We start from the raw sequence: 23,590 nt of genomic DNA, 5'->3' as shown, positions 1-23,590 counted from the left end.
AACGTCAGACAAGCGACTCTAAATCCAACAGATTGAGTTTGACCGGAATAGAATTGCTATCTTCAGAATAAGAAAATCCTTGAAAGCCGGGATTCTGTTCCAACCTGAAACCAAGGGTAACAGGATCATGAAAATGCTGTAACTCCAGCAATGTGTATGGTCGAGCCCATAGCCATTCCCTGTTCTCAACAGCTTCCAGATCCATGTGGGGAAGTTTTTCGTCGCTCCAGCAATAAAAATACAGGGTAAATCCCCGACTGGGAACTGGCTGAATGGACATGAGCCGCATTTGCAGCTGTTCAGACAAAAAAGCGTCACAACGGTCAATGTCTGTTACCCGGAGCGTAATATGCGCCAGTGTTGCTTGCCCACCGATGGGATGGCCGCCGCTAACCTCCTGCTCCCTTCCCTCAAACCCGTGCTGCAGAAGTTCGATGATATGTCCTTGCGGATCTTGCAAATGAGCCAGGTACCCAATATCCATAAACTGAAACGGTTCCGATACTGCAATACCCTTTTTATTTAAAAAATCGACCGCATGATCAAGGTTTCGAACTGTGATCCCGGTTTTCCAGTAAAAGTCTGTTGCCGAAGACACGTAAGAAACACAGGAAGCCTTTTCGAATTGCAAATGACAACCGGTTGCCTCGTACCCAAAGGATAGACTGTTACCCGTGCTAAAATTCGCCATCCCAAGGTTACTTTCGTAAAACTCAGACAATCCCTCATAGCTATGTGTTTTCAATCGGTGACGCGTAATGGTTTTCATGGTGTGCACAACTCTATATATATCGTCGCATCTGGACGACCGCGTCCTTGTTCTGGCACACCACTGAAGCAGAAACATTCTGACCCAAATCCAAAGTTCGCCCCCACCAAATTTCCGGTGGTTCTGCCACCGATTGGACAATGGCAGGTGTAAAAATTTCTGTCGATGGCAAGTCGAAGGAAATCTCTTCAATCGGCAGGTTGAGACCCCGTCCGTCCGCCTTCATAACCGCTTCCTTCATGGTCCAGATGTCATAAAAGGCAGTAAAACCCTGCTCCTCCGGTAAATTGAGAAGCCAGTCATTTTCCTCTGTGGTAAAATAACTATCAGATATCCCTTTCCAGTCAGTACGCCGATTATGAAATTCAATATCCACTCCGATTTCGGTATCAAGTGTCACGGAAGCGACCAATTGACCTTTAGTATGAGAAAGGTTAAACGCCAGATTACCTTGCGGGTGACCAGAGGATGCCAGACCTGGCTTGCCATAGGCCAGCCTCGTAAATTCCACTTCCGCAGCTGTACAGTTCAGATACCGGCTTAAAATGTCCCTAAGCACACCCTGTTGTACGATATATTTGTCGCGAAGTTCTTCCGTTGCAAATCTTTCCGCGCGGGCTCTTTCTGTTGCAGCCAGTGTATTATCATATCGCGACGCAGCCATCGGATCCACCGGGCAGGTCCAAATATGTATATCGCGTAAGTTTTGAAAATCACCAGAAAATTCCATGATCCTTATTATCATGAAAAAATTGGAGACACTCTATTTTCTAGTCAAAAACTGCTGAAAACTAGTGCTACATGTTTAAAAGCCATAGCAGAACGCATCTTTGCATCAATCCGTAATACGGTATTTTCCGCCCAGCCAATGAATTACGCGCCCGTCAATGAACAACAAGCCCGCACCAATGATGAAGGCGCCGATAATTTCCTTCGCCTGGACGGCCTCATCCAGAAAAATATTCCCAAGCACCAGGGCCGTAACAGGTATGAGCAGGGTCACCAGCATGGCATTGCTGGCGCCGGCGCGTACCAAAATCCTGAAAAAGACGATATAAGCAACGGCGGTGCCAAATGCCGCGAGCGCCAGCAAAGAAAAAATGACCTCTACACTCGGTATTGGAAGAGCCCAGGGTTTATCGATAATGGCAACAACAACAGCAATTATCACCGTCGAGCTTATCAACTGGCATGTCGCAGATTTCAAGGCTGGTATGCCGGCAAGGAACCGGCGGCCCCACAGTGCAGCGAAACCATAACTGAGCGCGCCAGCCATGCATAGAATAATGCCAAGTGTCTGATTGCCGCTTATGGGGCCGTCAAAACCCCTCAGCACGGCGACTCCCACAACACCAAGAAGCACACCTATAACTCGGTTTACAGTCAGACGTTCTTCGAGAAAAACCGCCATTACCAACACTGTAAACAAAGGTGTCATGGCATTGATGATAGAAGACAATCCAACGGTAATCTGTGTCTGACCGGCAAATATAAGGCCAAATGGCAAAACATTGTTCAACAATCCCATGCCCACGAAGGGAAGCCAGCTGGAAAAAGTCCTCGGCAGGGAATGTCCAAAATACCAAAACAAAGGCAATAACAGGATCGCAGCCAATAAGACGCGCACCAGAACAACGGTTAGGGGCGGCACCTCCTTGACGGCAACGCCAGCGAAGAAATAGGTTCCTCCCCACAGAATTGAAAGAAGAATCAACAAACCCCAGTCCTGCCGGTCCATTGTCTTTGGCATGTCCATTTTCTATTTCCTTACTTACAAATACGAGAAGGAAAGCTACAATTCAGAGTCAAACCAAACCATCCGATTTCCGTTACTTAAACAACCAAAGTCAGATAATTCCCCACTCGTTGATCTGAAGTTTTTTATCCCTCCGACCTTAATTTCTCGGCAGATTCGGTTACTTGGTCACGGAGTTGGGATATTGACGCAACTAACGCTTCTAGCACCGGAACGTCATATCCGGTCGCATCGATTATGCATCTAGTGATATCACTTGAATATTTTTGAATTTCTTTGCCTTTGCGTGTAACCGAAACATAGACCTGCCGCGCGTCATCATTACTTTTCCGACGTTCGATATGACCGGAAATTTCAAGTCGTTTTAATAAGGGCGTCAAGGTATTGGTCTCAAGCTTAAGGCGCTCGGCAAGGGCGCCAACTGTGATTTCTCCTGACTGCCAGAGCATTGTCATAGTTATATATTGTGGGTATGTAAGCCCCAGTTTTCTAAGCAACGGATTATACATCCTGTTTAAGGCATGCCCTGCCGTATAAATGGCGAAGCAGATCATGTCTTCCGCATTCTGTGGTAAGTCCGTCGGGTTCTTTTGTTTTTCAGGCACCATAAAACTGTTCCTTTATCAATCTTTATCGTGCACGATATATTATTCTTGACAGCGCTGTAAAGATCCGTATTTATATCGTGCACGATATTTTTAATTTCCAATTGAAAGGAATTCACATGTCCTGGCTTCCCAGTTTACATGCAGACACACCTGAAGAAGGGTATGAAATTGCCATAAAACTTTCCCGAATGGCGGTTAAAAAAACGCAACCCGACGACAATGCTCGTGACCGCATGCGGCCTGACTATGCCAACAATGCGGACAGCCTGACCCAGGTCTCTCTCGTCGTCGCGACGAACTTCCAGACAGTAGCAAAAGCTAACGAATACTGGAAAACATAAAATAAGTTGAAACGAGCCTTACGCGTCCATGGATGACAGAAGGGCATCGTCAGATGGCAAATAGTCGGAAATGGACGCTATTGCTTGCGTAACATATTCTTCCTTTTGGCCAACGGGGGCAACATAATGTATGGCCTCTTCAGCATCCTGCTTGCCTGCGCCGCGCATAATCATCCAGGCAGCAAGATATTGAGATGCTAAACACCCGCCAGCTGTCGCAATATTACCGCTGGCGTAGAAAGGCTGATCGAGCACCCTCACCCCGGCGTCGATGACCCAGGGTTTGGTTGTCAGGTCCGTACAAGCCGGTAGGCCCCCAAGCAATCCAAGCTTTGATAGCAATAGAGTGCCCGAGCATTGAGCGCCGATCAACTGATGCGATGGGTCCAGGTGTAATTGCCCTAGCAGACTGGCATCTTTTGCAATCTCCCGGGTTTTGATACCGCTTCCGATAAGGACCGCATCTGCGGTATTCGCAAATGATAAACTACGCTCAGCATGAATTGTAACGCCATTCATGGAGGTAACGGTCTCCGCGGGGCAAGTGATATAGGCTTTCCAGCCTTGCGGTTTCATACGATTTAAAATGCCCGCTGCAATAAAGGAATCGAGCTCATTAAATCCGTCAAACGTCAATATTGCTATTTGCATCGGAACCCTGTGTCTTAGCGATTGTAAAGGAGTGAAACGACAATAGCTTCGCTCCGGTGCCGTCGCAACGTAAACATTGATTTCTTCGCAAAGTCGCAGGAGAGAATTTTCACCCTCCCCGTTCTTAGTCCCTCACCACACGTTACTGACCATTCGAGCAATTCAGGCTACATCCTAAATAATAGTATTTATGATTAACTCAAAATTTACCTCTATCCGATAAAAATTTAATCTAATTAATTTTGTACTACGTCTTTCGCACTGTCCAATCGTCTCCGCGAAACATGTAGATCACATAGTACCAGGAGATAACGTAGATGTTCGGATTCAAGTTTAAACTTTCTCACAAACTTCCTCTTACAATTATTGGTGGATCTCTAGTTACAGCTCTAGTTCTTGGAGCAACGAGCTACATGCAAAGCTCCGACTCCGTTCATAAAGAAATGGAAAATAACTTAAAAACCATTGTTCAGGCCCGCACCTCTGCCCTGGACGGCTATTTCGCGTCAATCCGGGAAGACCTTGATATTATTGCAACCAGTCCTATCACAGCTTCAGCGCTGAAAGACTTCACTTTCGCCTGGGACGCAGCCGGGCCAAACGCACAGTCCCATTTGCAGGCCCAATATATAACTGACAATCCGCATCCGACCGGACAGAAGGAAAAACTGGATGCTGTCAATGACGGTTCATTATACGGCATGGCGCACAAGAATTATCATGCGTGGTTCCGCAAGGTTCTACAAGAACGCCAATATTACGATATTTTCCTGTTCGATACTCGCGGCAACCTCGTTTATTCCGTCTACAAAGAACTGGATTACGCAACCAACCTTGAAACCGGCGAATATAAGGATACCGATCTTGGCAATGCCTTTCGGGCAGCTGCCGCCAATGCCAGCACTGGCAAAGATGTTTTCTTTGATTTCCGCCCCTATGCACCAAGCGCAGACGCGCCGGCCAGCTTTATTGCCAAACCAGTCGTAGATGCAGATGGCAAGCTCTTGGGAGTTCTCTCCTTTCAGATGCCAATTGACAGGTTGAACGCGATTATGAATGAAGCAACCGGCCTCGGTGAAACTGGCGAAAGTTTCCTTGTGGGCGGTGATTATCTCATGCGGAGTGATTCCCGTTTCTCTGAAGAATCGACCATCCTAGATCGCCATGTCGCAATAAATTCTGTTGCTTCAGCTCTTGAAGATAAAAGCGGATTTTCTCCCGCAGAAAATCTTGAAGGAGTTGTCTCTGCTGTCGCGTATGGTCCTTTCAAATTTATGGGAACAACGTGGGCGGTTATAGCTGAAATTAGCGAAACCGAATTTAATGCACCCATTGTGTCCCTTCGCAATACCATGATTTGGGAGGTGCTTATCCTTCTCGTCTTTATCGGCGCGATCGGGTTCTTTTTGGCGCGCCAGATTTCGGTAGCACTGTCGAAAATCAATGGCACCATGACAAAACTGGCCGAGGGCGACAACACTGTTGAGGTCATCTATCAAGACAGAGTAGATGAAGTTGGAGAAATGGCTCGTTCCGTTCAGTTTTTCAAAGATAGTGCCATTGAACGTGAACGCCTTACAGCGGAAGCTAAAGAAGCAGCTGAAGAACAAACTCGGCGCGAAACTGCCCAACGAGATGCGGAAGCTAAAAAAGAAGCGGAGGAACGTGAAAAAGAACGTGCTGACGTTGAAGCCCGTGAAGCTCGTGCCACAAAAATCACGGACATGGTCAATGGGTTTGATAATAAGGTAAAAACACTTATTGCCAATCTGAACAATTCTGCCACAAATTTCAGTACAAATGCGGAGCAACTAAAAGTTACGGCTGAAACCACTAACAGCTTGTCTACGGAGGTCTCTGTTGCAGCTGGGCAAGCAACTTCAAATGTCCAGACGGTAGCGGCGGCGGCGGAAGAATTGTCTTCTTCCATCTCTGAAATCAGTCGGCAGGTAACCCAGGCTTCTGGGGTATCGGAAGAAGCTGTCAGCGAAGCAACCACAAGCATTGATTCAGTCAATGATTTGGCTGACCGAGCCCAGAAGATTGGTGATGTTGTTACAATGATTAGCGATATTGCTAGCCAAACCAACTTACTGGCCTTGAACGCAACAATTGAAGCGGCTCGTGCAGGTGACGCCGGTAAAGGCTTTGCCGTCGTCGCGTCTGAAGTTAAAGCACTTGCCACTCAAACAGCGAGAGCAACGGAAGAAATCGAGAAACAGATTAATGAAATGCAGCAGGCGTCGTCGTCAACGGTGTCCGCAATCAACAGCATTAGCTCGGTTATCAATTCCATTCGCGAGGCTACTGTTTCTATTTCCTCCGCCGTCGAGGAACAAAGTGCAGCTACGGCTGAGATTTCTCGTAATGTTCAACAGGCTTCTACCGGGACAGCTGCTGTTTCTACAAAAATTGAAACAGTCTCGACCGAATCCCAGAATACCGGCGAAGCGGCCATTAATATGCAGACTGCTTCTCAGGAACTCACCGAATTATCAAGCAACCTGAAAGAAAATGTGGAAGCATTCCTTGATGATGTTCGTGCAGCGTAACCCTGCACTTTAGAATTCGAAACATGCCCAATGGTATTCTTGCTTGTGAACAGCAAAAATCCATTGGGCTTTTTTTGGCAAATATCAAAAATCATACTGCCGTTTCTCTCACAAGAATTCAGGGCTGAAGTACCTCAAGCCCCTTGAGAAAAACTGCATTGCGCCCTAACATCAGATAATCTGAATGACGGGCGGGTCTCACATGCAATTAACCGATCACCAATTGATAGATTTTGACAAGAACGGATACCTGTTCTTCCCCGGTAAATTTTCGCCAGATGAAGCGACACTTCTCAAACAGGAAGCGGAGGCGGTTTATGCCATGGACCGAAAGGAAGTATGGCGCGAAAGTTCAGGTGTCGCGCGAACAGCCTTCGCTGCACATCGCTATAATGAGGGTTTTAGACGCCTCGGCGCTCATCCCCGCTTGATTGAGCCGGTCGAACAGGTTCTCGACGGATCTGTTTATATGCATCAATTCAAAGTAAATGCAAAAGCTGCCTTTGATGGCGATGTCTGGCAATGGCATCAGGATTACGGGACCTGGAAGCGTGATGACGAAATGCCGGAACCTCGCGCAATGAACATTGCAGTATTTCTTGACGATGTAACGGCAGCAAACGGCCCTTTATTATTTATTCCAGGCAGTCATAAGCTTGGAGTGGTGGAAGCCGGACATGATCTGGAAACGACCTCATATCCATTATGGACGCTGGGGCGTGATAAGGTATCAGAGCTAGCGGAACGCGGTGGATGTGTTGCTCCCACAGGTCCCGCAGGCAGCATGCTCATGTTTTCTTCTCTTTTGGTTCATGCCAGCCCAGCCAATATTTCTCCTTTTGATAGGACGATCGTTTATTTATCACTCTGCCATGTGGACAATCATATTCGCGCCTTCAACAGAGAAGAATGGATTGCCCACAGAGAATTTAAAGCCATTGAGGCGATGGACGATAACTGCCTGATGGAGCTCATCGCAGAAAGGCGACAGGCTGCTGAATAAACTGAGGGATAATAGGACTCTAACCGGCGAATAATTCTTCACCCTGTAATGTAATCCGATGCATTAAACGACGCTCCCCGTGATAATCATTTAACGCACGATGCCATGTCGCTCGGTTATCCCACATCGCCATAGACCCTTCCGCCCATTCAAAACGATAGGTGAATTCGGGACGGCTCGCATGATCATAAAGAAAATCAAGCAGCGCTTTGCTTTCCGCACGTGACCAGCCAACAATGCCAAGTGTAAAGGCCTTATTTACATAGAGCGCTTTCTTCCCGCTTATGGGGTGCCTGATAACAACAGGATGTATTGCATCCTGTGTTGCTAACTCCGGATTACCAAGTCGGCCACCCGTGTCATCCGCATTTCTACTGACTGCCGACTGTCCACCAAACTGATGTCGCGAAGAATGCTCCGCCTGAAGGCTATCTACAATCTCTTTAAACCCATCAGAAAGTGCGTCATAAGCCAGATACATATTGGCAAACATCGTATCACCGCCATGTCGGGGAAGTTCTTTTGCCAAAAGAATTGAACCGAGTGCCGGTATTTGATCATAGGAATGATCCGTATGCCAATCCTCACCAATCGCGTAAACCTGTTCCGGTTCTTTTCGAACTTCCGCTATTTTCGGAAAGCCCTCAACAGGTTTAAAGAATCTGTTGACGTCAATAACGCCCAGACCTTCGGCAAATGCTTCATGAGCCTTTGGATTTAGTTTTTGGTTTCTAAAAAATAGAACACCATGCTCGCCCAGCCCTTTTTTAATTTCTTTAGAAGTTTCAGGTTGCAAAGGTTGTGACAGATCGATGTCTTCTACAAAAGCACCGACGCCACCGTTCGTCCGATGGAAAGAAATTGACTGCTTTGACATATTGGGCCTCTTTGCGCGTTTTTTGTTTTTATGGCGATAACGTTCATATTCCCGCATTTTCCAATCACTTGTCAAATTTTTGCGGCTCAACAAGAATAAAATAAATAACATTATTTCATGTGATCCGAAGCCTTCTCGTATTTGCCCATTTGTTGTTGTTGACATTGTTCAAAAAAACACGAGAGTATAGAGGGCGAAGTCAAAAATAAGAAAAACATATGAAGCTGCACCCTTTTAAAAATAAAGGGGTGAATTAAAAAAAAGAACAATCAGTCACCTTTCTGGGAGGAAAACTATGCTGAAACTTGCGACCCTTCAAAAAAAACTCGTCTCGGTCCTCGCCCTAAGCGGCATGATAATGGGCATTGCGGCGGCATCAGCTGAAGCCATTGAGCTCCGCTATTCTGATATAGGCCCGCCCCGTGGTCCCCGTGCTCTTTCGTTGATCTGGTGGGGAGAGGAACTTGCAAAACGAACAAACAACGAAGTTACAGTGAAGTTTTACTGGAGTCAGTCGCTGGTGAAAGGTAAGGAAACTTTGAAAGCTGTCGGCTCTGGCCTAACAGACTCAGGGACAATCCTTGGTATCTATACACCTGCTGAATTACCATTGTGGAATTTATCAAATGCACCGTTTGGTGTCGACGATGAGTGGGTCGGCATGCGCACTTGGTATGAAATGCGGCAGGTAAACGAGGACCTAATTGCAGAAACCAAGAAAAAGAATGTAAAGATTCTTGCAAACTATACGACAGGGTCGGTGGATATTCTTTCCAAAGAGCCGATAACCAGTGTAGCGGACGTGAAAGGTAAAAAATTCCGGACAAGTGGTGGCTGGACAGGCCTTTTCAAAAACTTAGGGGCATCGACTGTGAAAGTTGGCTTTGGTGAACTTTATCAGGCTTTGGACCGTGGAACTGTTGATGGAACGCAAAACTACATCCAGGCTGTAAAAGCCTATAAACAGTATGAAGTTGCTGGCCATATTACTCAAATATCCATGGGACAAGTGCTCGGATTTGGTCTTGGAATAAACCTGAAAACCTATAATAAATTGTCGGATGCAAATAGAAAGATCCTGGACGAAGTAAGTTTCGAAATGATGGAACATTTCGCGGAATCCTACGCAACATCAGTGTCAGAAGCAAAAGCTGCAATGACGGCTGGCATCGACGGGAAAAAAGTTGTTTTTCATGAAGTTTCCGACAGAGATGAATGGATTGCCGCATCCGCCGATTTCGTCCCGACTTGGAAGGAAAAAGTAAGCAAAAAGGGTATCGATGCTGATGCATTCGTCGCCCAGTTTGAAGAGATTAAAGCCAAATACGAAAAAGAATTGGCTGAAAAAGGGTACCCCTGGACCCGTAATTAAGATTTAGAATATCGAACTATGCGGCTCTTGAGGGCCGCATAGTTCCCAAAAGGGGAAAACCTATAATGGTAAAAATTGTTGATTGGATCAGCAATGCCTTCGCAGTTTTGTCGATGGTTATTCTGATCTTTATAATGCTTTTTATTACAGTTTCTGTTTGTGGCCGGTATTTTCTCGGCGTCTCCATTCCGGATGACATCATCATTATGCAGGCTTTGTTAGTGGTCATGGTCTTCTTGCCATTTGCTTATGTACAGCGAAAAGGCGAACACTTGAGTGTGTCCATATTAACCGACCACTTACCGGCTAAAGGACAATATATTTGCCAATTAATTGGACTTTTTGTCGGCATTTCCTTTATGGCGATCGTTATGGTTGCTTCCTTTGGAGATGCATATACCGCTTATGTTGATGAAGCTATCTTTGAAGGACCATTGGAGATCAAAGAATGGCCATCTCGAGGATCGGTATTTGTCGGCACAGGGTTACTCCTCATTAAATTGGTTCTTGATTTTATAACTGCCATCCTTCACGGGCCTATGGCGGATGAAATCAGCTCACCTGCAGAATATTAAGGATAAGTAGCTTATGGAACCGTTGACTCTAGGGATTATAGGACTCGTAATCCTGCTGCTTCTAATTTTCATTAAAGTCCCCATGGCATTCGCACTGGGGATCGTTGGCTTTGTTGGCTTAATCTTCGCCATCGGCTGGCCAAACGGTAGCGAACTCGATTTGGAGCGTGGTTTCGAAGCCGCGTGGTCTTTCGTCAGTTTCGAGCCGTTTTCTTTCATTGCATCATTTTCTTTGGTGGCTATTCCCCTCTTCTTAATGATGGGCTATGTGGCGTTCCACGCAGGTTTCACCAAGGACATATATCACACTGCCCGTATGTGGCTCGGTGGTCTTAAAGGTGGTCTGGCAATGGCTTCGGTTGCAGGTTGTGCAATGTTTGCCGCTGTCAGTGGGTCAAGTCTGGCAACTGCCGCCGCGATGGGTAAACTAGCAGTACCAGAAATGCTGCGCTATAAATATGATAAGGGGCTGGCAACCGGTGTTGTTGCTGCAAGCGGAACACTTGGTTCCCTCATTCCCCCCAGCATCTTGATGATCCTGTACGGGATATTTACAGAACAATCGGTCGGTAAATTATTGATGGCCGGATTTATTCCCGGTGTCTTGTCTGCAGGAATTTACATGGCGATGATCTGGGTACGTGCTGCCATCAGCCCGGAATTGGCCCCCACGCCGGAACGGGTGAGCTGGAGTGAGAAAGTGCACTCTCTTAAAGGCACTTGGTCCATTATTGTCCTGTTTATCATTATCATGGGTGGCATTTATACCGGGTTTGTTACTCCGACTGAAGCCGCCGCCATTGGTGCTCTCGGGGCCTGGGTTTTGGGATTCATATCCAAACGAATGACCCGCAAAACATCCAGAGACGCTATCGTTGAGACCGTAACACAGATAAGCAGTATTTTTGCAGTTGTGCTGGGGGCAAAAATATTCGTCGGTTTCATTGCGATCACTGGTGTCGCAAGTGTCCTTGCAGAATGGGCGATTGGTCTTGATTTACCACCAATCGGCATCTTGTTGGCGCTCTCCTTGGTTTTCATAATTCTTGGAACATTTATGGATCCCTTAGGCATTATGTTGCTTACATTACCTGTTGTGACACCCGTCGTTGAAGCACTCGGTTACGACCTGATATGGTTTGGCGTCATTATGGTAAAGTTCCTGGAAATCGGACTGATCACACCCCCGGTCGGCTTAAATGTGTATGTACTCAAAGGCGTGGTCGGCGATAAAGTAAGGCTGGAAACCATATTCAAGGGAATTTTGTGGTTCTTGCTTATGGATGTAGTGACTTTATTCATCCTCATCGCTTTTCCGGAAATCAGCCTTTGGTTGCCTAGCTTGATATAATCGATGCATCCAACTCGCATCTTCTTTTGTTTTCAGGATTGCGTCAGAACGGTATACCTCAACGGCTCAGATATTTGGATGAAGAGTTTTAAACTGCTCGACTTTAAATTGTCTGCGCCGTTGAGCAAATACAGGATTGATATGTACGAAATTGCCCCATCCCTATTAATCTAAATGCAGATTTTGGAAAAAGCGGCACTTAGATTTTAGATTTCATTTTCTTCGAATAATTGATTACAGTTCTGTATTATATAATTGTATCGGTTGTGGCTCGGCTCATTGCCAACTTCAAGTTTCTAGTCAAGTTGGGGTGTTAACAGCGGATTGTCGAATGCTGTCAAGGACCGTAAGAGCCCTTGTCGAATTTTATACAAACGATAAGAACAGCTCAATTTGTGAAGGTAATTCTATGAAATATACGATCTTTTTGATCAGCATCCTCTTTCTCACGGGCTTGATGGCGGACGCCGAAGCACAATCTCGCAAACGTGATACCGGTATTTCTGCGCAAGAAATCATGAAGCTGAAAGATGTTGATATTCTGGGTATTAATCTCACCCATACAATGGGCGAAATTATGACCATTCTGAAGCAGCAGGGACTACCGCTTACCTGCGGTAAAACGACCTGTACAGCGTCCATATCGGATTTTACTGTTAAAATCGAGCATAAGGCAACAACGGGCGCCTCGCTGCGCGGGCCGATTTCCGTCGACAAATCAGCCCCCCCATTTTCCATAGGTTTTTCCCAAGCCATCGGAGATCCTGCCAACTGCATTCCGATCCAAAAGGTGGTAAATATGTTCTGCTCCAACAGCCATTCCGAATATCCCTGCGCCAAGGACAATTTTGGCGTCGTCACATCGCGGCTCTGGTCACAAGAAGTCAGCCCGGACGACTGGTTTTACAGGGCAGTATTTTCGGTAAAACCGCCCGAACAATGCGGCATCCGTATGCTCAGATCACCAAATACCAAGAGAAAGAAATAGCCCATCGCACAGCCTTACATTGCTCTTCCATTTCTTGAGGCAGCAGATCTACATTAGAATGCCATGTTGGGCACGCCCCTACCCTAAAGCCCGAGCGGATGGCGGCTGTGGAAGGACGCACCGAGCAGGGAAATTCCGATCGCCAGCAAGAGGCCGCCTCCGGCAAGTGTCAAACCATTGCCGAAAAGCCGCCAGAAAACGCTTTTGCCTGCGGTCATGGCAGATGCTTTTTGCCGCGCCGAAACCGCAAGGAAGGCAAGTGCGGCAACGGCCACCCCTGTTCCCGCCGACATGGCAACCACGGCTGCGATGCCCGCAATCGGCAGCGATAGCGCCCGGGCCAGCACCAAAACCAAAACTGCCCCTGTACAAGGCCGGAGCCCAATAGCCAGTATCACGCCAATTGCAGAGCGAAGATCATGAATATGCTCGAGCTGTTCCCCACTTGGCATATGGCTATGCCCGCAATCTTCGCCGTGGTTATGATCAAGAGAATGCGAGCCTGTCGTCTTATTGTCCGGAAAATGCCGCCTGAAGAGTTGCCGCAAGGTCCGTAAAACCAAAAGCGCCCCAATTGCTGCCACCAGGAAGTAACTAAGCCGCTCGCTCCAGGCGATTGCAGTGCTCGTTTCGCGTGGCACCCACCCGGCGAGATAAATCAGGCCGTAAACAAGAATTATTGCAACCACCCCCTGACAAAATGCGCTGACCGCAGCAAGCCCGACACCCCGGCCGATCCTGTGTGGATGGGTGAGAAGATAAGTGGTCAGAACCGCCTTGCCATGCCCCGGGCCCGCCGCATGAAAGACACCGTAGAGAAAACTTCCAAATATCAAGCTGGCGGTCGCCGCCATGCCTCCGTTATCCGCCAGGGCATTCAGGGCGGCGGACAGCTCCTGATGAAAAGCCCGTTGCTGCGCCATAATCCAGCTCACAGAGCGTGTCCAAAGCGTTGGCTCACTGACGCCAACAACTGCATATACAGGAGAATTGACCAGAATTCCCAGGCAGAGAACCATCGCCAGGGCAATAGTTATTCTGTTGGGCATGTTAGGCTGACCCGTTCAGCAAAAAAGGCGCCCAGTCCCGTTTCACCGCGCACGGAGGCATCGAGCATGGCGGCCTGGGCAACCGCACTTGGATCCGGGTTGGGCGGTATAAGCCTATATGTACATCCCGCCGGAGCTCCGGTTAAAACAACTGGGTTATCTGTTTCAGCATGTAGCATTTCAACGTAATAAGTCGGGTCATAGATGGCGTAGGTAAAACCCTTCGCCGCTGACGCAACCGGTGTCTCGAAGGCCGTGACAAAAGACATCTCAAGACGGTTCCCCCGCATTCTGGTCGACATCTCTGTTACGGGTTTTAGTTTAAGGGGCTCATTGTTAAATGCCGCATCCGTGAAATAACCATATTCTCTGAGTTGCTCCATATTTACCTTCATGATTTCATCCAGCTTTGCCGGGTCGGGCTTACCGTCCCCGTCCAGATCCGTCCCCTCGATCGCATATGCCGTATAATAATCATCAAACAGCCAGATCTGGCGCAGGCCGGTGACCCCGCCTTTTTCATCAAACAGAACCTCAACCGTCATATCTGTCCAGACATGGGGATGGGCGGCTACGGGACGGAGGGGCGTTATGAATATAACGCAGCAAATAATAATCAATAGGCGCATAAATTATTCCATGTAAGATGGCAGCTACGGCGTCAAATAATTTCCCTTCTCAAAATAGAGCAGCAAGCCTCGTTCTACAACAGCTGGCCTCTTCAATCGACAGCCAATGGCAAATTGACCGGAAATACAGGCGCCTGGCTTACAACCGGGAAGCATGGTCAAAACGCGCGGGAATACCCAATGAGGGCGCCAATCCGATGATTTTTCTCCCCTTCTTCTTCCTGATATTTATAACCGGCACCTACGGTTATGCCATAGTCGAAGCGATAACTTAAGGATGCCTGAAACACTTCCCCATCTTGCGCTTCATCCGCGTCAACAGAATTTTCATTCCGGACAAAAGTATAAGTCGAGCCCAAATCCCACTGACCATAACTTAATTCCGCACCAATTGTGTTATAGGTCCGGTCATGCGCAATCTCTCCGTTCAGATGATTAATGTAGACGATTTCGCCCAGAACGCGCCCATTCAGGTCGGAGGTGAAAATATGCTGGTACTGACCGGCGATGGTATAGCGATCCTCGCTCGTTTCATCACCCTCTCCTGCCGCCTGATGCGCAAAACCGACCCGGTACGAAAGCCCTTCAGGAATGTCAGAACTCAGTGAATAAAAACCTGATCCGGACAGCGACACTGCAACAGATGAAAAATTTTCTGTATTTGACACCCCGCCATCACTTTTTCGGGTCCTACCACGCTCATAAAGAACTGAGTTACTCAAAATCGTCGTATCTGCAAAAAAGGTACTCACATCAAGGCGATGGATACCATAATCACCTACATTAAGCTGACCGTATCCGCCAACACCGACTTTTTCGCGAACAATATATTCATCCACGATCTGGTACCCGTAAATGCCCGGTAAAGCATGTTCATCAAAACTGATGACAGGGTCAAATTTACCGACATAGGCCCCAAAGGTATCGCTGTCATAATTCGTTGTCAGAGACCGTACAAAAAGGGGGGTATTCACAAAGTACCGGTTGCTGCCATCCGGTGCAGACCCGCCACCGCCGTGGTCATGCCCGGCTGGCTCCCCCTCCAGTTGGAAATTCGAGTTTATTGAAAAGCCGTTGCCAAAGTCGTAGCCCATTTCCAGATGCGAATGGGTATAGGCCTCATTTATCTCTTCATCGGAATCTTCCGCCTTATAGACATGATCATATAGAACCACAAGGTCAAGATGACCATAGAATCCAGCCTTCCCATGGTCGTGATCATGGGAATGATCGTCCGCTGCTGTTGCAATAGCGGGAGCCAGAAAAACGATTGGGGAAAGGAATAATTTCAATAATCTCATTTGCTGTTGTTTTTTTTAGTAATGTTATAACATAACAATATCAAAATTACGGCGCTGTCAAGAGACGATATAAATCTAAGTGATTTAAGTGAAAACGCCCTCAAAAACGGCCGATATAGAAAACTTCCTTGCCGGGAAGCTGAAGGAAGAAGGGGATTCAATGAAGAAAATTTTGCTGGCAATCGGTTTCGCATTGTTTAGTTCAATGCAGACATATGCAGCCCCGACTTCAAACATTGTTGTCACGATTGCCCCCCTTCATTCCCTCGTCCAGGGTGTCATGGGGGAAACCGGCGAAGCCGAGTTGCTAGTGAAAGGGTACGCCTCCCCGCATGATTTTCAGTTAAAGCCCTCTCAAATAGCCTCACTTCAACAGGCGGATTTCGTTTTTTATGTTGGAGAGAACCTTGAAACCTTTTTGTTGAGCGCCCTTGAAACCTTACCTGAAGGTACTGAGAAAGTAGCCCTGGCAAAGCAACCGGGAGTATCCGCCCTGGATGTAAGGGAAGGTGGTAATTGGGAAGGTCATGATCATTCCGCACATGGCAGTCACAAGGACGGCACACATGATCATGAGGAGAGTGTAGATCCCCATATCTGGCTTGACCCTGCAAATGCCATAGCCATGGTAAAAGTGATCACCCGCGAACTCTCGAAAGCCCATCCGGAAAATAGGTCTCTTTATAAAGCGAACGCGTTAGCTGTCATCTCAGATATTGAGCTGCGTGATAAGGAGATAAAGGCCCTGCTTCAGCCGGTTCAGGCTGTCCCATTTGTTGTCTTTCATGACGCCTTTCAGTATTTTGAAAAGCATTATGACCTGACAGCTGTTGGATCCATTGTCATCGACCCTACGGAATCTGCTTCGGTAAAACGTCTTGCTGCCCTGCGCCAGAAAGTGGTCGAAGTCGGTGCCGTATGTATTTTCCGCGAACCACAATTTTCCGACAGACTGTCTGTTGTTGTCGCGGAAGGAACCAAGGCGAAATTGGCTACCATTGATCCCATGGGCGCTGCACTCCCTCTGGGCGCAGGCTTCTATCCAACCCTACTGGAAGAAATTGCCGAGGGCATGGCCAGCTGCCTTGGAAAGTGATTAACTTCTTGATTTTTTTTAAAGTTTGGTTGCGGGCGTAGGATTTGAACCTACGACCTTCAGGTTATGAACCTAATAGTTGTCACAGTAACTAATTGGTATAATTGATATAAAAACTATCAAATTATTTTCTGTGGACGATTAATCTTAAATTCACTTTATTTATACTTCTTAACACCTCTCATTTTAAGACAATCGAATGCTGATTTGGAGAGCTTTCAAGGAAATTATCTATACATCTGCCCCGACATCTATGGAGATGTAGGGGTAATTTACGGTCCGGGAACTACGACGCTTTGATTTACAAGGCTTTTTAGATCCTCCGAGGTGCCGGGCGGCGCGCTTTCGTACCAAAAGAATTGCGGCCATCCAGCATATAAATATATTACACTCAGTTGGCTCCCAACAAGTTGGGAGACAGGTGCCTCTCATCACTCGGACGGGGTTCGACCTGCGTACCCGGTGAATGCTACCTAGTTCAAGTTAAGCAAGTACCATACTGATTTGTGAAAATTTCAATCTACGAAACAGAACCCCAATTTTATTGAATCTCGTCAAGTGTTCTTGCGCCAAGGTTATTTTATAGGCGACTTCCAAATACAAAGGGTTTCTATTGTGCTACTTGTAGTAATGAAAGCCTGGAGGGCTCCCAAAAATACTATTGCAGGCGGTAAAGTTCGAAAAGCTGATTTCACTGCAAATACACTATGTCCTTAACTTTCCGTCAAGAAATCTTGATACCAACGGACTTTTCGATTTTTGCCAGACGTTCCATGCTCTCAGGCGACCAGGCTTCTCTAAATTCATAAAACACGTCAACCTTCTGGTCTTCCTTTGGCAGAATGACCCACGGCTGTTTTGAGCGTGTGTAAATATGCACGTCTGGCGGAAATTGGTCGGAGTCATCGAGCGTGCCGACGCGAATGAACCGGATACGCTCACGCAAACCGCCCATGTTGTAGTTGCTCCAAACCGCGACTTTGCATTTGGAGCATCGAGTAATGGTCTGGCCAGTGCCGCTGGGCGTTGGAACTAAAATTTCCTCGATCTCACCCGAAATCAGCTCCACCCGATCAGCTTCAAAAAGGGCATTCAATGCAAAAGAAGAGCCTGAGTTTTTCTGGCAGCCGCAGCAGTGGCAGCAATGTACAATCAAGGGCTTCGAGGTTATCTGGTAACGCACATGGCCGCATGTGCAGCCACCGTCTCTTGTTTGGGATTTGTGGTTCATGGCGTCCTCTAATACTATTTTTTTTCGCAGAAAGAAGATGTGCTGGAGCTACAGGCACATTGAATGGAATTTGCCGAATTTCCCTGACATCAGGCTGGGCTATGCTGCCACGATATCCGCTTTGAGGCTGTCGAGAAAAGCCATCACCTCACCGCCTTCATCCGGGCCAACGCCCATATCACCGGCAACGCCAACCACGATCTCCATGAACCGGTTCCAGTCGGCCTCGGTAATCCCCATGCCCTGATGGGAAACCACCATGTCGCGACCTCTGTAATACATTTGCCCGCCCGTTGCTTTAACGAAATAGTCAATCAGAAGCTGGAGTTCGCGCGCGTTTCTGTCTTCACCTCGATTGGTCCAGAAACGCCCCAGTAGATCATCCTTGCGGGCGAGTCCGACGACAGTGGTTGAAAACATAGCGATGCCATCATAGCCACCAAGGCGGGAGTAGAGAGTAGTTGTCATTTTCGATATCTCCTTAAGGTGAGTTGGGCTTCAGCTTTCGCGGCTTTTGTTGATCAGTGCTTTTGATTTATTCCCTCTACTGACAGCCACAGGAGCCATCAGATGTTTGATCAGCGCAAAGAAGTGGTGGCCGTGAAAAACACAAACATGGGCGTTCAGGCGATCTTGACCTCTACCTTTGAAGGCGTTGCCCGGCGACAGCCGTCAGCGACCGGGGAATGGGTCACCGCGAATTCAACAATCTCGCGCAGGACTTCTTCGGCCACCCCCGCGGCTCCAATAGTAACGCGGGTTCGCAAGCTCAACGGACCGGCTGGAACCGAACCATCTATACCGAGCAGGCCGCGATCGTCAGAAACGCTGTCCGCTGTGACCTCTAATGTATCCAGAGTCACCCCTAGTTGTGCCGCATGCAACGCAATTCTGGTGGCATCGCATGTTGCTAGAGCCGCGCGTGACAACCAGCCTGGTGTGGGAGCCGAACCGTTCCCTCCGATGGCTTCTGGCATGTCGGTTACGATCGTTTCACCACCCGTCCCGGTGGCCCGGCACCGCAGGCCGTTTTCCATGACCGCAGTGATCGGCGGATCGTTACTCAGTGCGTCTTTCGGATTCTCTTTCAAATAAGCGATAACATCTTTTACTGAATTCTGGATATGTTCAACTGACATCTTATTCTCCCTGTTTAAATTGAAGTATCAATTTAGTTTTCTTGTGCCGCGGGACCATCGGCAGTAGCCGGATTCGTTAGTCAAAGAGTAAATTCCGGCTTTTATTCTCTTGCTAAATTGATTGCATTGGAGCATTTTTTTGTAAATTAGAGAAAAATTGATAACCGTTTTGCAAAAATGCACATAACAGGAGACGCCGGATGCAATGGGATGACGCACGGATATTCCTGGCCGTAGCCCGTGAGGGTTCTTTCAGCAGTGCCGCCAAGCGATTGGGCGTGCAGCATTCCACTGTTTCGCGTCGGATTCGCGCGTTAGAGAAAAAACTGGCGACGCCCTTGGTTGAACGCAAAGCATCTGGCTATATCCTGACCGAGGCCGGAGAAGAATTGAATCATTCCGCTAGCCGGATCGAGAGCGAACTTCTGTCCTTTGAAGTGGCGGTCGGCGGGCAAGCCGACGATGTCGCAGGAGAGCTACGGATCACAGCAATCGCTAACATGGCGTCGACTGTGCTGATGCCATATTTTGCGCGATTCAGCGCCGCATACCCAAGAATCGAGTTGAGCGTTCAGGTGACCAATGATTCCGTGCGCTTGTCGGAACGTGAAGCGGACATCGCCATCCGGCAAACCAATAAACCGTCGGAAAACTTGATCGGTACACGCCTGACAACTGTGGCTTCGGCCGTCTACGGTGCGCGCGACTATTGCGCGGCGGTGAAGTCGGGACAAGCGACGGAAAAATGGATTGGAGTTGATTGTTGCGAGTATCATAGAATTTGGACCAAACAAGCTTGGCCGCAGGCTGAACACGAGTTTTACGTCGACGAGACCTCGCTAACACTAGCGGCATTGAAAGAAGGGCTAGGTGTTGGTTTTCTGCCCTGCTTTCTGGGCGATAACGACCCCTACCTAGTACGGTTTCGCGAACCTGAAAAGCAACATGAACTCGGGCTGTGGCTGTTGTATCACCGTGATCTGCGCAACACCAAACGTGTAACCCTGTTTCGCGAGCATATGCAGCGGGAGATCAAACAAGCCGTCGTACTGTTCGAAGGCACGGAACCACTGACAAAGTAGGCAATATCTATAGATCGCCGAAGGAAAGCCTGCAACTCAGTTTTATCGTTAACCTAGCGGTATCTGTAATATCGCCTACTGGTAAAGAACTGAAACGAAAGCCGCTTAAATATGGAACGCATTAATACCTGAAGCTTGGTTGCGGGGGTAGGATTTGAACCTACGACCTTCAGGTTATGAGCCTGACGAGCTACCGGGCTGCTCCACCCCGCGTTGGGTGTTTATGTTTTGGTCCGGGGATTGTGTATTCCGGATCCGGTACGGGTTGTGTGCCCGGTTTGTTTGTGGGCTTCTGGCTTTCGCCGACGGCCTGGGCTGCTCCACCCCGCGCTAAAGCTTTGCTTTATTGCAGCCGGCCCGGGTTTTGCTTTAGCAAAGCCAAGCCGGTCGCGTTGTTTATTTCGTCTCACCGGCCCGGGTTTTGCTTTAGCAAATTGGGGTCGGTTGCGATTATGTTTTTTTCTGTTTTCCCGTTCTGTGGGTGACAGAATGTTAAAAGCACCCGAAGAGGGTGCTTTTAATTGAGATTGTGATGAGGGGTATCTGTTTTTTGCAGGCCTGGCAACGACCTACTCTTCCGTGCCTTAAGACAAAGTACCATCGGCGCTGGGAGTTTTCACGACCGAGTTCGGAATGGGATCGGGTGCAGGCCTCCCGCCATAGCCACCAGGCCGGCAAAAAGCAGATATGAATACATTCTATATTTGGGTGTGTGTTTTTTGTGATTTAGCTGGTTTCCGATCAGGACGCGACCGCGTCCCGGGCGGATGCCCGAAAGCCTGAGCAGGCGGATGCCTGCGCCGGCGATTGAGGCCAACTACAATTTATCTAATCTGACTACTGTGCATGTCAAAAGTGAAGCACTGAGATCAAACTCTATCGAGTGATTAGTACTGGTCAGCTCCAAGTGTTACCACTCTTCCACCTCCAGCCTATCAACGTGGTGGTCTTCCACGGCTCTCAAGGGATATCTGGTTTCGAGGGGGGCTTCCCGCTTAGATGCTTTCAGCGGTTATCCCTTCCGTACTTAGCTACCCTGCAGTGCCACGGGCGTGACAACAGGTCCACCAGAGGTACGTCCACCCCGGTCCTCTCGTACTAGGGGCAGCTCCTCTCAAATATCCTACACCCACGGCAGATAGGGACCGAACTGTCTCACGACGTTCTAAACCCAGCTCACGTACCTCTTTAATTGGCGAACAGCCAAACCCTTGGGACCTGCTCCAGCCCCAGGATGAGATGAGCCGACATCGAGGTGCCAAACAATGCCGTCGATATGGACTCTTGGGCATTATCAGCCTGTTATCCCCGGCGTACCTTTTATCCGTTGAGCGATGGCCCTTCCACACGGGACCACCGGATCACTATGACCGACTTTCGTCTCTGCTCGACTTGTCAGTCTCGCAGTCAGGCTGGCTTATGCCATTGCACTCAACAACTGATTTCCGACCAGTTTGAGCCAACCTTCGCGCGCCTCCGTTACGATTTAGGAGGCGACCGCCCCAGTCAAACTACCCACCATGCAGGGTCCCGGAACCGGATAACGGTTCGCGGTTAGATATCAAAAGTCAAAAGGGTGGTATTTCAAAGGTGCCTCCACAATAACTGGCGTCACTGCTTCAAAGGCTCCCACCTATTCTACACATTCAAATCCTGATACCACTGCAAAGCTATAGTAAAGGTGCACGGGGTCTTTCCGTCTAACCGCGGGTACTCCGCATCTTCACGGAGAGTTCAATTTCGCTGAGCCTATGTTGGAGACAGCGGGGAAGTCGTTACGCCATTCGTGCAGGTCGGAACTTACCCGACAAGGAATTTCGCTACCTTAGGACCGTTATAGTTACGGCCGCCGTTTACTGGGGCTTCGATTCGCAGCTCTCACCGCTCCTCTTAACCTTCCAGCACCGGGCAGGCGTCAGACCCTATACGTCGTCTTGCGACTTCGCAGAGTCCTATGTTTTTAATAAACAGTCGCCACCCCCAAGTCTGTGCCACCCCCCAATGGTTGCCCATCAAGAGGTACCCCTTCTCCCGAAGTTACGGGGTCATTTTGCCGAGTTCCTTCAACATAGTTCTCTCAAACGTCTCGGTATACTCTACCAGTCCACCTGTGTCGGTTTGGGGTACGGTCTATATTGCTGGAGCTATTTCCTGGAACAGGTTCACAGCAGGTCCAATCCAATAAGGACCCACAATTTACCCCATTCGTCACTTCCAGCAGGTTCAGGAATATTAACCTGATTCCCATCGACTACGGCTTTCGCCCTCGCCTTAGGGGCCGACTCACCCTGCGCAGATTAGCTTTACGCAGGAACCCTTGGACTTTCGACGTGAGTGTTTCTCACACTCATCTCGCTACTCATGTCAGCATTCTCACTTCTGATACCTCCAGGCACCCTCGCGGATACCCTTCACAGGCTTACAGAACGCTCCGCTACCATCCAGAATAAATTCTGGATCCGCAGCTTCGGTGTATGGCTTTAGCCCCGGTACATCTTCGGCGCAGGCCGGCTTAAATTTAGACCAGTGAGCTATTACGCTTTCTTTAAAGGGTGGCTGCTTCTAAGCCAACCTCCTGGTTGTTTTGGCCTTCCCACATCCTTTCCCACTTAGCCATAACTTAGGGACCTTAGCTGGCGGTCTGGGCTGTTTCCCTCTCGGCAATGGATCTTAGCACCCACTGCCTGTCTGCCATGCTGCATTCATCGGTATTCGGAGTTTGGTTAGGTTTGGTAAGTCGTTGGGACCCCCTAGCCCATCCAGTGCTCTACCCCCGATGATGATACATGACGCTCTACCTAAATAGATTTCGCGGAGAACCAGCTATTTCCGAGTTTGATTGGCCTTTCACCCCTAGCCACAAGTCATCCCCCAACTTTTCAACGTTGGTGGGTTCGGTCCTCCAGTGCATGTTACTGCACCTTCAACCTGCTCATGGCTAGATCACTCGGTTTCGGGTCTAATCCCTGCAACTCAATCGCCCTATTAAGACTCGCTTTCGCTGCGCCTACACCTATCGGCTTAAGCTTGCTGCAAAGATTAACTCGCTGACCCATTATACAAAAGGTACGCAGTCACCCCATAAAGGGGCTCCTACTGATTGTAGGCATCCGGTTTCAAGGTCTCTTTCACTCCCCTTGTCGGGGTGCTTTTCACCTTTCCCTCACGGTACTTGTTCACTATCGGTCGCATAGGAGTACTTAGGCTTGGAGGGTGGTCC

Annotated in this window: 21 protein-coding genes, 1 tRNA gene and 2 rRNA genes (1 of these 24 cut by a window edge); 9 read left to right on the top strand and 15 right to left on the bottom strand. The window is 48.4% G+C overall.

Annotation, left to right across the window (positions count from 1 at the left end; translation table 11 throughout):
* Positions 1-4 precede the first annotated feature (4 nt).
* The 4 genes from NBZ79_RS09070 to NBZ79_RS09055 all read right to left on the bottom strand — a co-directional run bounded on the left by NBZ79_RS09070 (position 5) and on the right by NBZ79_RS09055 (position 3,133).
* On the bottom strand, positions 5-769 hold the full coding sequence (locus NBZ79_RS09070; RefSeq protein WP_251937712.1) for a hypothetical protein: 765 nt from the start codon (positions 767-769) through the stop codon (positions 5-7).
* A gap of 13 nt (positions 770-782) precedes the next feature.
* Positions 783-1,499 (bottom strand): 4'-phosphopantetheinyl transferase family protein, encoded by a 717-nt coding sequence (locus NBZ79_RS09065; protein WP_251937710.1) that lies wholly within the window; start codon positions 1,497-1,499, stop codon positions 783-785.
* A gap of 105 nt (positions 1,500-1,604) precedes the next feature.
* Entirely contained in the window at positions 1,605-2,525 is a 921-nt protein-coding gene (locus tag NBZ79_RS09060) for a DMT family transporter (RefSeq protein ID WP_251937708.1), read from the bottom strand.
* A 125-nt stretch (positions 2,526-2,650) separates the two neighbouring features.
* Positions 2,651-3,133, bottom strand: coding sequence for a MarR family winged helix-turn-helix transcriptional regulator (locus NBZ79_RS09055; protein WP_251937706.1), 483 nt, complete (start codon positions 3,131-3,133; stop codon positions 2,651-2,653).
* Positions 3,134-3,243: 110 nt separating this feature from the next.
* Between NBZ79_RS09055 and NBZ79_RS09050 the strand changes: the two genes are divergently transcribed.
* Positions 3,244-3,474, top strand: coding sequence for a hexameric tyrosine-coordinated heme protein (locus tag NBZ79_RS09050; RefSeq protein WP_420854599.1), 231 nt, complete (start codon positions 3,244-3,246; stop codon positions 3,472-3,474).
* 18 nt (positions 3,475-3,492) lie between these two features.
* Here the strand turns inward: NBZ79_RS09050 and NBZ79_RS09045 are convergent, their stop codons facing one another.
* On the bottom strand, positions 3,493-4,125 hold the full coding sequence (locus NBZ79_RS09045; protein WP_251937702.1) for a DJ-1/PfpI family protein: 633 nt from the start codon (positions 4,123-4,125) through the stop codon (positions 3,493-3,495).
* A 317-nt stretch (positions 4,126-4,442) separates the two neighbouring features.
* On the opposite strand from NBZ79_RS09045, the gene NBZ79_RS09040 reads away from it, so the two are divergent.
* Together NBZ79_RS09040 and NBZ79_RS09035 are read left to right on the top strand one after the other, a co-directional pair.
* Entirely contained in the window at positions 4,443-6,677 is a 2,235-nt protein-coding gene (locus NBZ79_RS09040; RefSeq protein WP_251937700.1) for a methyl-accepting chemotaxis protein, read from the top strand.
* 202 nt (positions 6,678-6,879) lie between these two features.
* Positions 6,880-7,680, top strand: a complete 801-nt coding sequence (locus NBZ79_RS09035) for a phytanoyl-CoA dioxygenase family protein (RefSeq protein WP_251937697.1) — start codon at positions 6,880-6,882, stop codon at positions 7,678-7,680.
* A 19-nt stretch (positions 7,681-7,699) separates the two neighbouring features.
* Here NBZ79_RS09035 and NBZ79_RS09030 read toward each other — a convergent pair whose 3' ends face one another.
* The gene (locus tag NBZ79_RS09030) at positions 7,700-8,557 is read right to left on the bottom strand and encodes a TauD/TfdA dioxygenase family protein (RefSeq protein ID WP_251937694.1); all 858 of its coding nucleotides are present in this window, start codon (positions 8,555-8,557) and stop codon (positions 7,700-7,702) included.
* Positions 8,558-8,852: 295 nt separating this feature from the next.
* On the opposite strand from NBZ79_RS09030, the gene NBZ79_RS09025 reads away from it, so the two are divergent.
* From NBZ79_RS09025 to NBZ79_RS09010, 4 genes are all read left to right on the top strand, one after another.
* Positions 8,853-9,929: a C4-dicarboxylate TRAP transporter substrate-binding protein gene (locus NBZ79_RS09025; protein WP_251937692.1), complete on the top strand. Its 1,077-nt coding sequence runs from the start codon at positions 8,853-8,855 to the stop codon at positions 9,927-9,929.
* A gap of 65 nt (positions 9,930-9,994) precedes the next feature.
* A complete protein-coding gene (locus NBZ79_RS09020) occupies positions 9,995-10,504 on the top strand; it encodes a TRAP transporter small permease (protein ID WP_251937689.1) in 510 nt (169 codons plus the stop codon).
* 13 nt (positions 10,505-10,517) lie between these two features.
* Entirely contained in the window at positions 10,518-11,855 is a 1,338-nt protein-coding gene (locus tag NBZ79_RS09015) for a TRAP transporter large permease (RefSeq protein ID WP_251937686.1), read from the top strand.
* A gap of 409 nt (positions 11,856-12,264) precedes the next feature.
* Positions 12,265-12,843, top strand: a complete 579-nt coding sequence (locus NBZ79_RS09010; RefSeq protein ID WP_251937683.1) for a hypothetical protein — start codon at positions 12,265-12,267, stop codon at positions 12,841-12,843.
* An 83-nt stretch (positions 12,844-12,926) separates the two neighbouring features.
* On the opposite strand, the gene NBZ79_RS09005 is transcribed toward NBZ79_RS09010, so the two are convergent.
* The 3 genes from NBZ79_RS09005 to NBZ79_RS08995 form a co-directional block, all read right to left on the bottom strand.
* Positions 12,927-13,892: a nickel/cobalt transporter gene (locus NBZ79_RS09005; RefSeq protein WP_251937680.1), complete on the bottom strand. Its 966-nt coding sequence runs from the start codon at positions 13,890-13,892 to the stop codon at positions 12,927-12,929.
* Positions 13,877-14,521 carry a DUF1007 family protein gene (locus NBZ79_RS09000; protein ID WP_251937677.1) on the bottom strand — a complete coding sequence of 215 codons (645 nt, stop codon included), beginning with the start codon at positions 14,519-14,521 and terminating at the stop codon, positions 13,877-13,879. The genes NBZ79_RS09005 and NBZ79_RS09000 overlap by 16 nt, the downstream gene beginning before the upstream one ends.
* A 158-nt stretch (positions 14,522-14,679) precedes the next feature.
* A complete protein-coding gene (locus tag NBZ79_RS08995; protein ID WP_251937674.1) occupies positions 14,680-15,822 on the bottom strand; it encodes a hypothetical protein in 1,143 nt (380 codons plus the stop codon).
* 88 nt (positions 15,823-15,910) lie between these two features.
* Between NBZ79_RS08995 and NBZ79_RS08990 the strand changes: the two genes are divergently transcribed.
* Positions 15,911-16,918, top strand: a complete 1,008-nt coding sequence (locus tag NBZ79_RS08990; RefSeq protein ID WP_251937672.1) for a zinc ABC transporter substrate-binding protein — start codon at positions 15,911-15,913, stop codon at positions 16,916-16,918.
* 724 nt (positions 16,919-17,642) lie between these two features.
* Here the strand turns inward: NBZ79_RS08990 and NBZ79_RS08985 are convergent.
* The 3 genes from NBZ79_RS08985 to NBZ79_RS08975 form a co-directional block, all read right to left on the bottom strand.
* Positions 17,643-18,149, bottom strand: a complete 507-nt coding sequence (locus NBZ79_RS08985) for a GFA family protein (RefSeq protein ID WP_251937669.1) — start codon at positions 18,147-18,149, stop codon at positions 17,643-17,645.
* Between the two features lie 99 nt (positions 18,150-18,248).
* Positions 18,249-18,617, bottom strand: a complete 369-nt coding sequence (locus tag NBZ79_RS08980) for a group I truncated hemoglobin (RefSeq protein ID WP_251937666.1) — start codon at positions 18,615-18,617, stop codon at positions 18,249-18,251.
* 155 nt (positions 18,618-18,772) lie between these two features.
* Positions 18,773-19,288 (bottom strand): OsmC family protein, encoded by a 516-nt coding sequence (locus NBZ79_RS08975; protein ID WP_251937664.1) that lies wholly within the window; start codon positions 19,286-19,288, stop codon positions 18,773-18,775.
* Between the two features lie 200 nt (positions 19,289-19,488).
* Between NBZ79_RS08975 and NBZ79_RS08970 the strand changes: the two genes are divergently transcribed.
* A complete protein-coding gene (locus NBZ79_RS08970) occupies positions 19,489-20,370 on the top strand; it encodes a LysR family transcriptional regulator (protein WP_251937661.1) in 882 nt (293 codons plus the stop codon).
* Positions 20,371-20,506: 136 nt separating this feature from the next.
* Here NBZ79_RS08970 and NBZ79_RS08965 read toward each other — a convergent pair.
* The 3 genes from NBZ79_RS08965 to NBZ79_RS08955 all read right to left on the bottom strand — a co-directional run.
* Positions 20,507-20,583 (bottom strand) — tRNA-Met (locus tag NBZ79_RS08965).
* Between the two features lie 343 nt (positions 20,584-20,926).
* Positions 20,927-21,041: ribosomal RNA gene (gene rrf / locus NBZ79_RS08960) — 5S ribosomal RNA — on the bottom strand.
* A 195-nt stretch (positions 21,042-21,236) separates the two neighbouring features.
* Positions 21,237-23,590: ribosomal RNA gene (locus tag NBZ79_RS08955) — 23S ribosomal RNA — on the bottom strand; it runs 393 nt beyond the window's last position.

The sequence above is a fragment of the Sneathiella marina genome, assembly GCF_023746535.1.
Lineage (GTDB): Bacteria > Pseudomonadota > Alphaproteobacteria > Sneathiellales > Sneathiellaceae > Sneathiella > Sneathiella marina.
The sequence above is the reverse complement of the archived record's forward strand: the minus strand, read 5'-3'. Positions and strand labels throughout refer to the sequence as shown.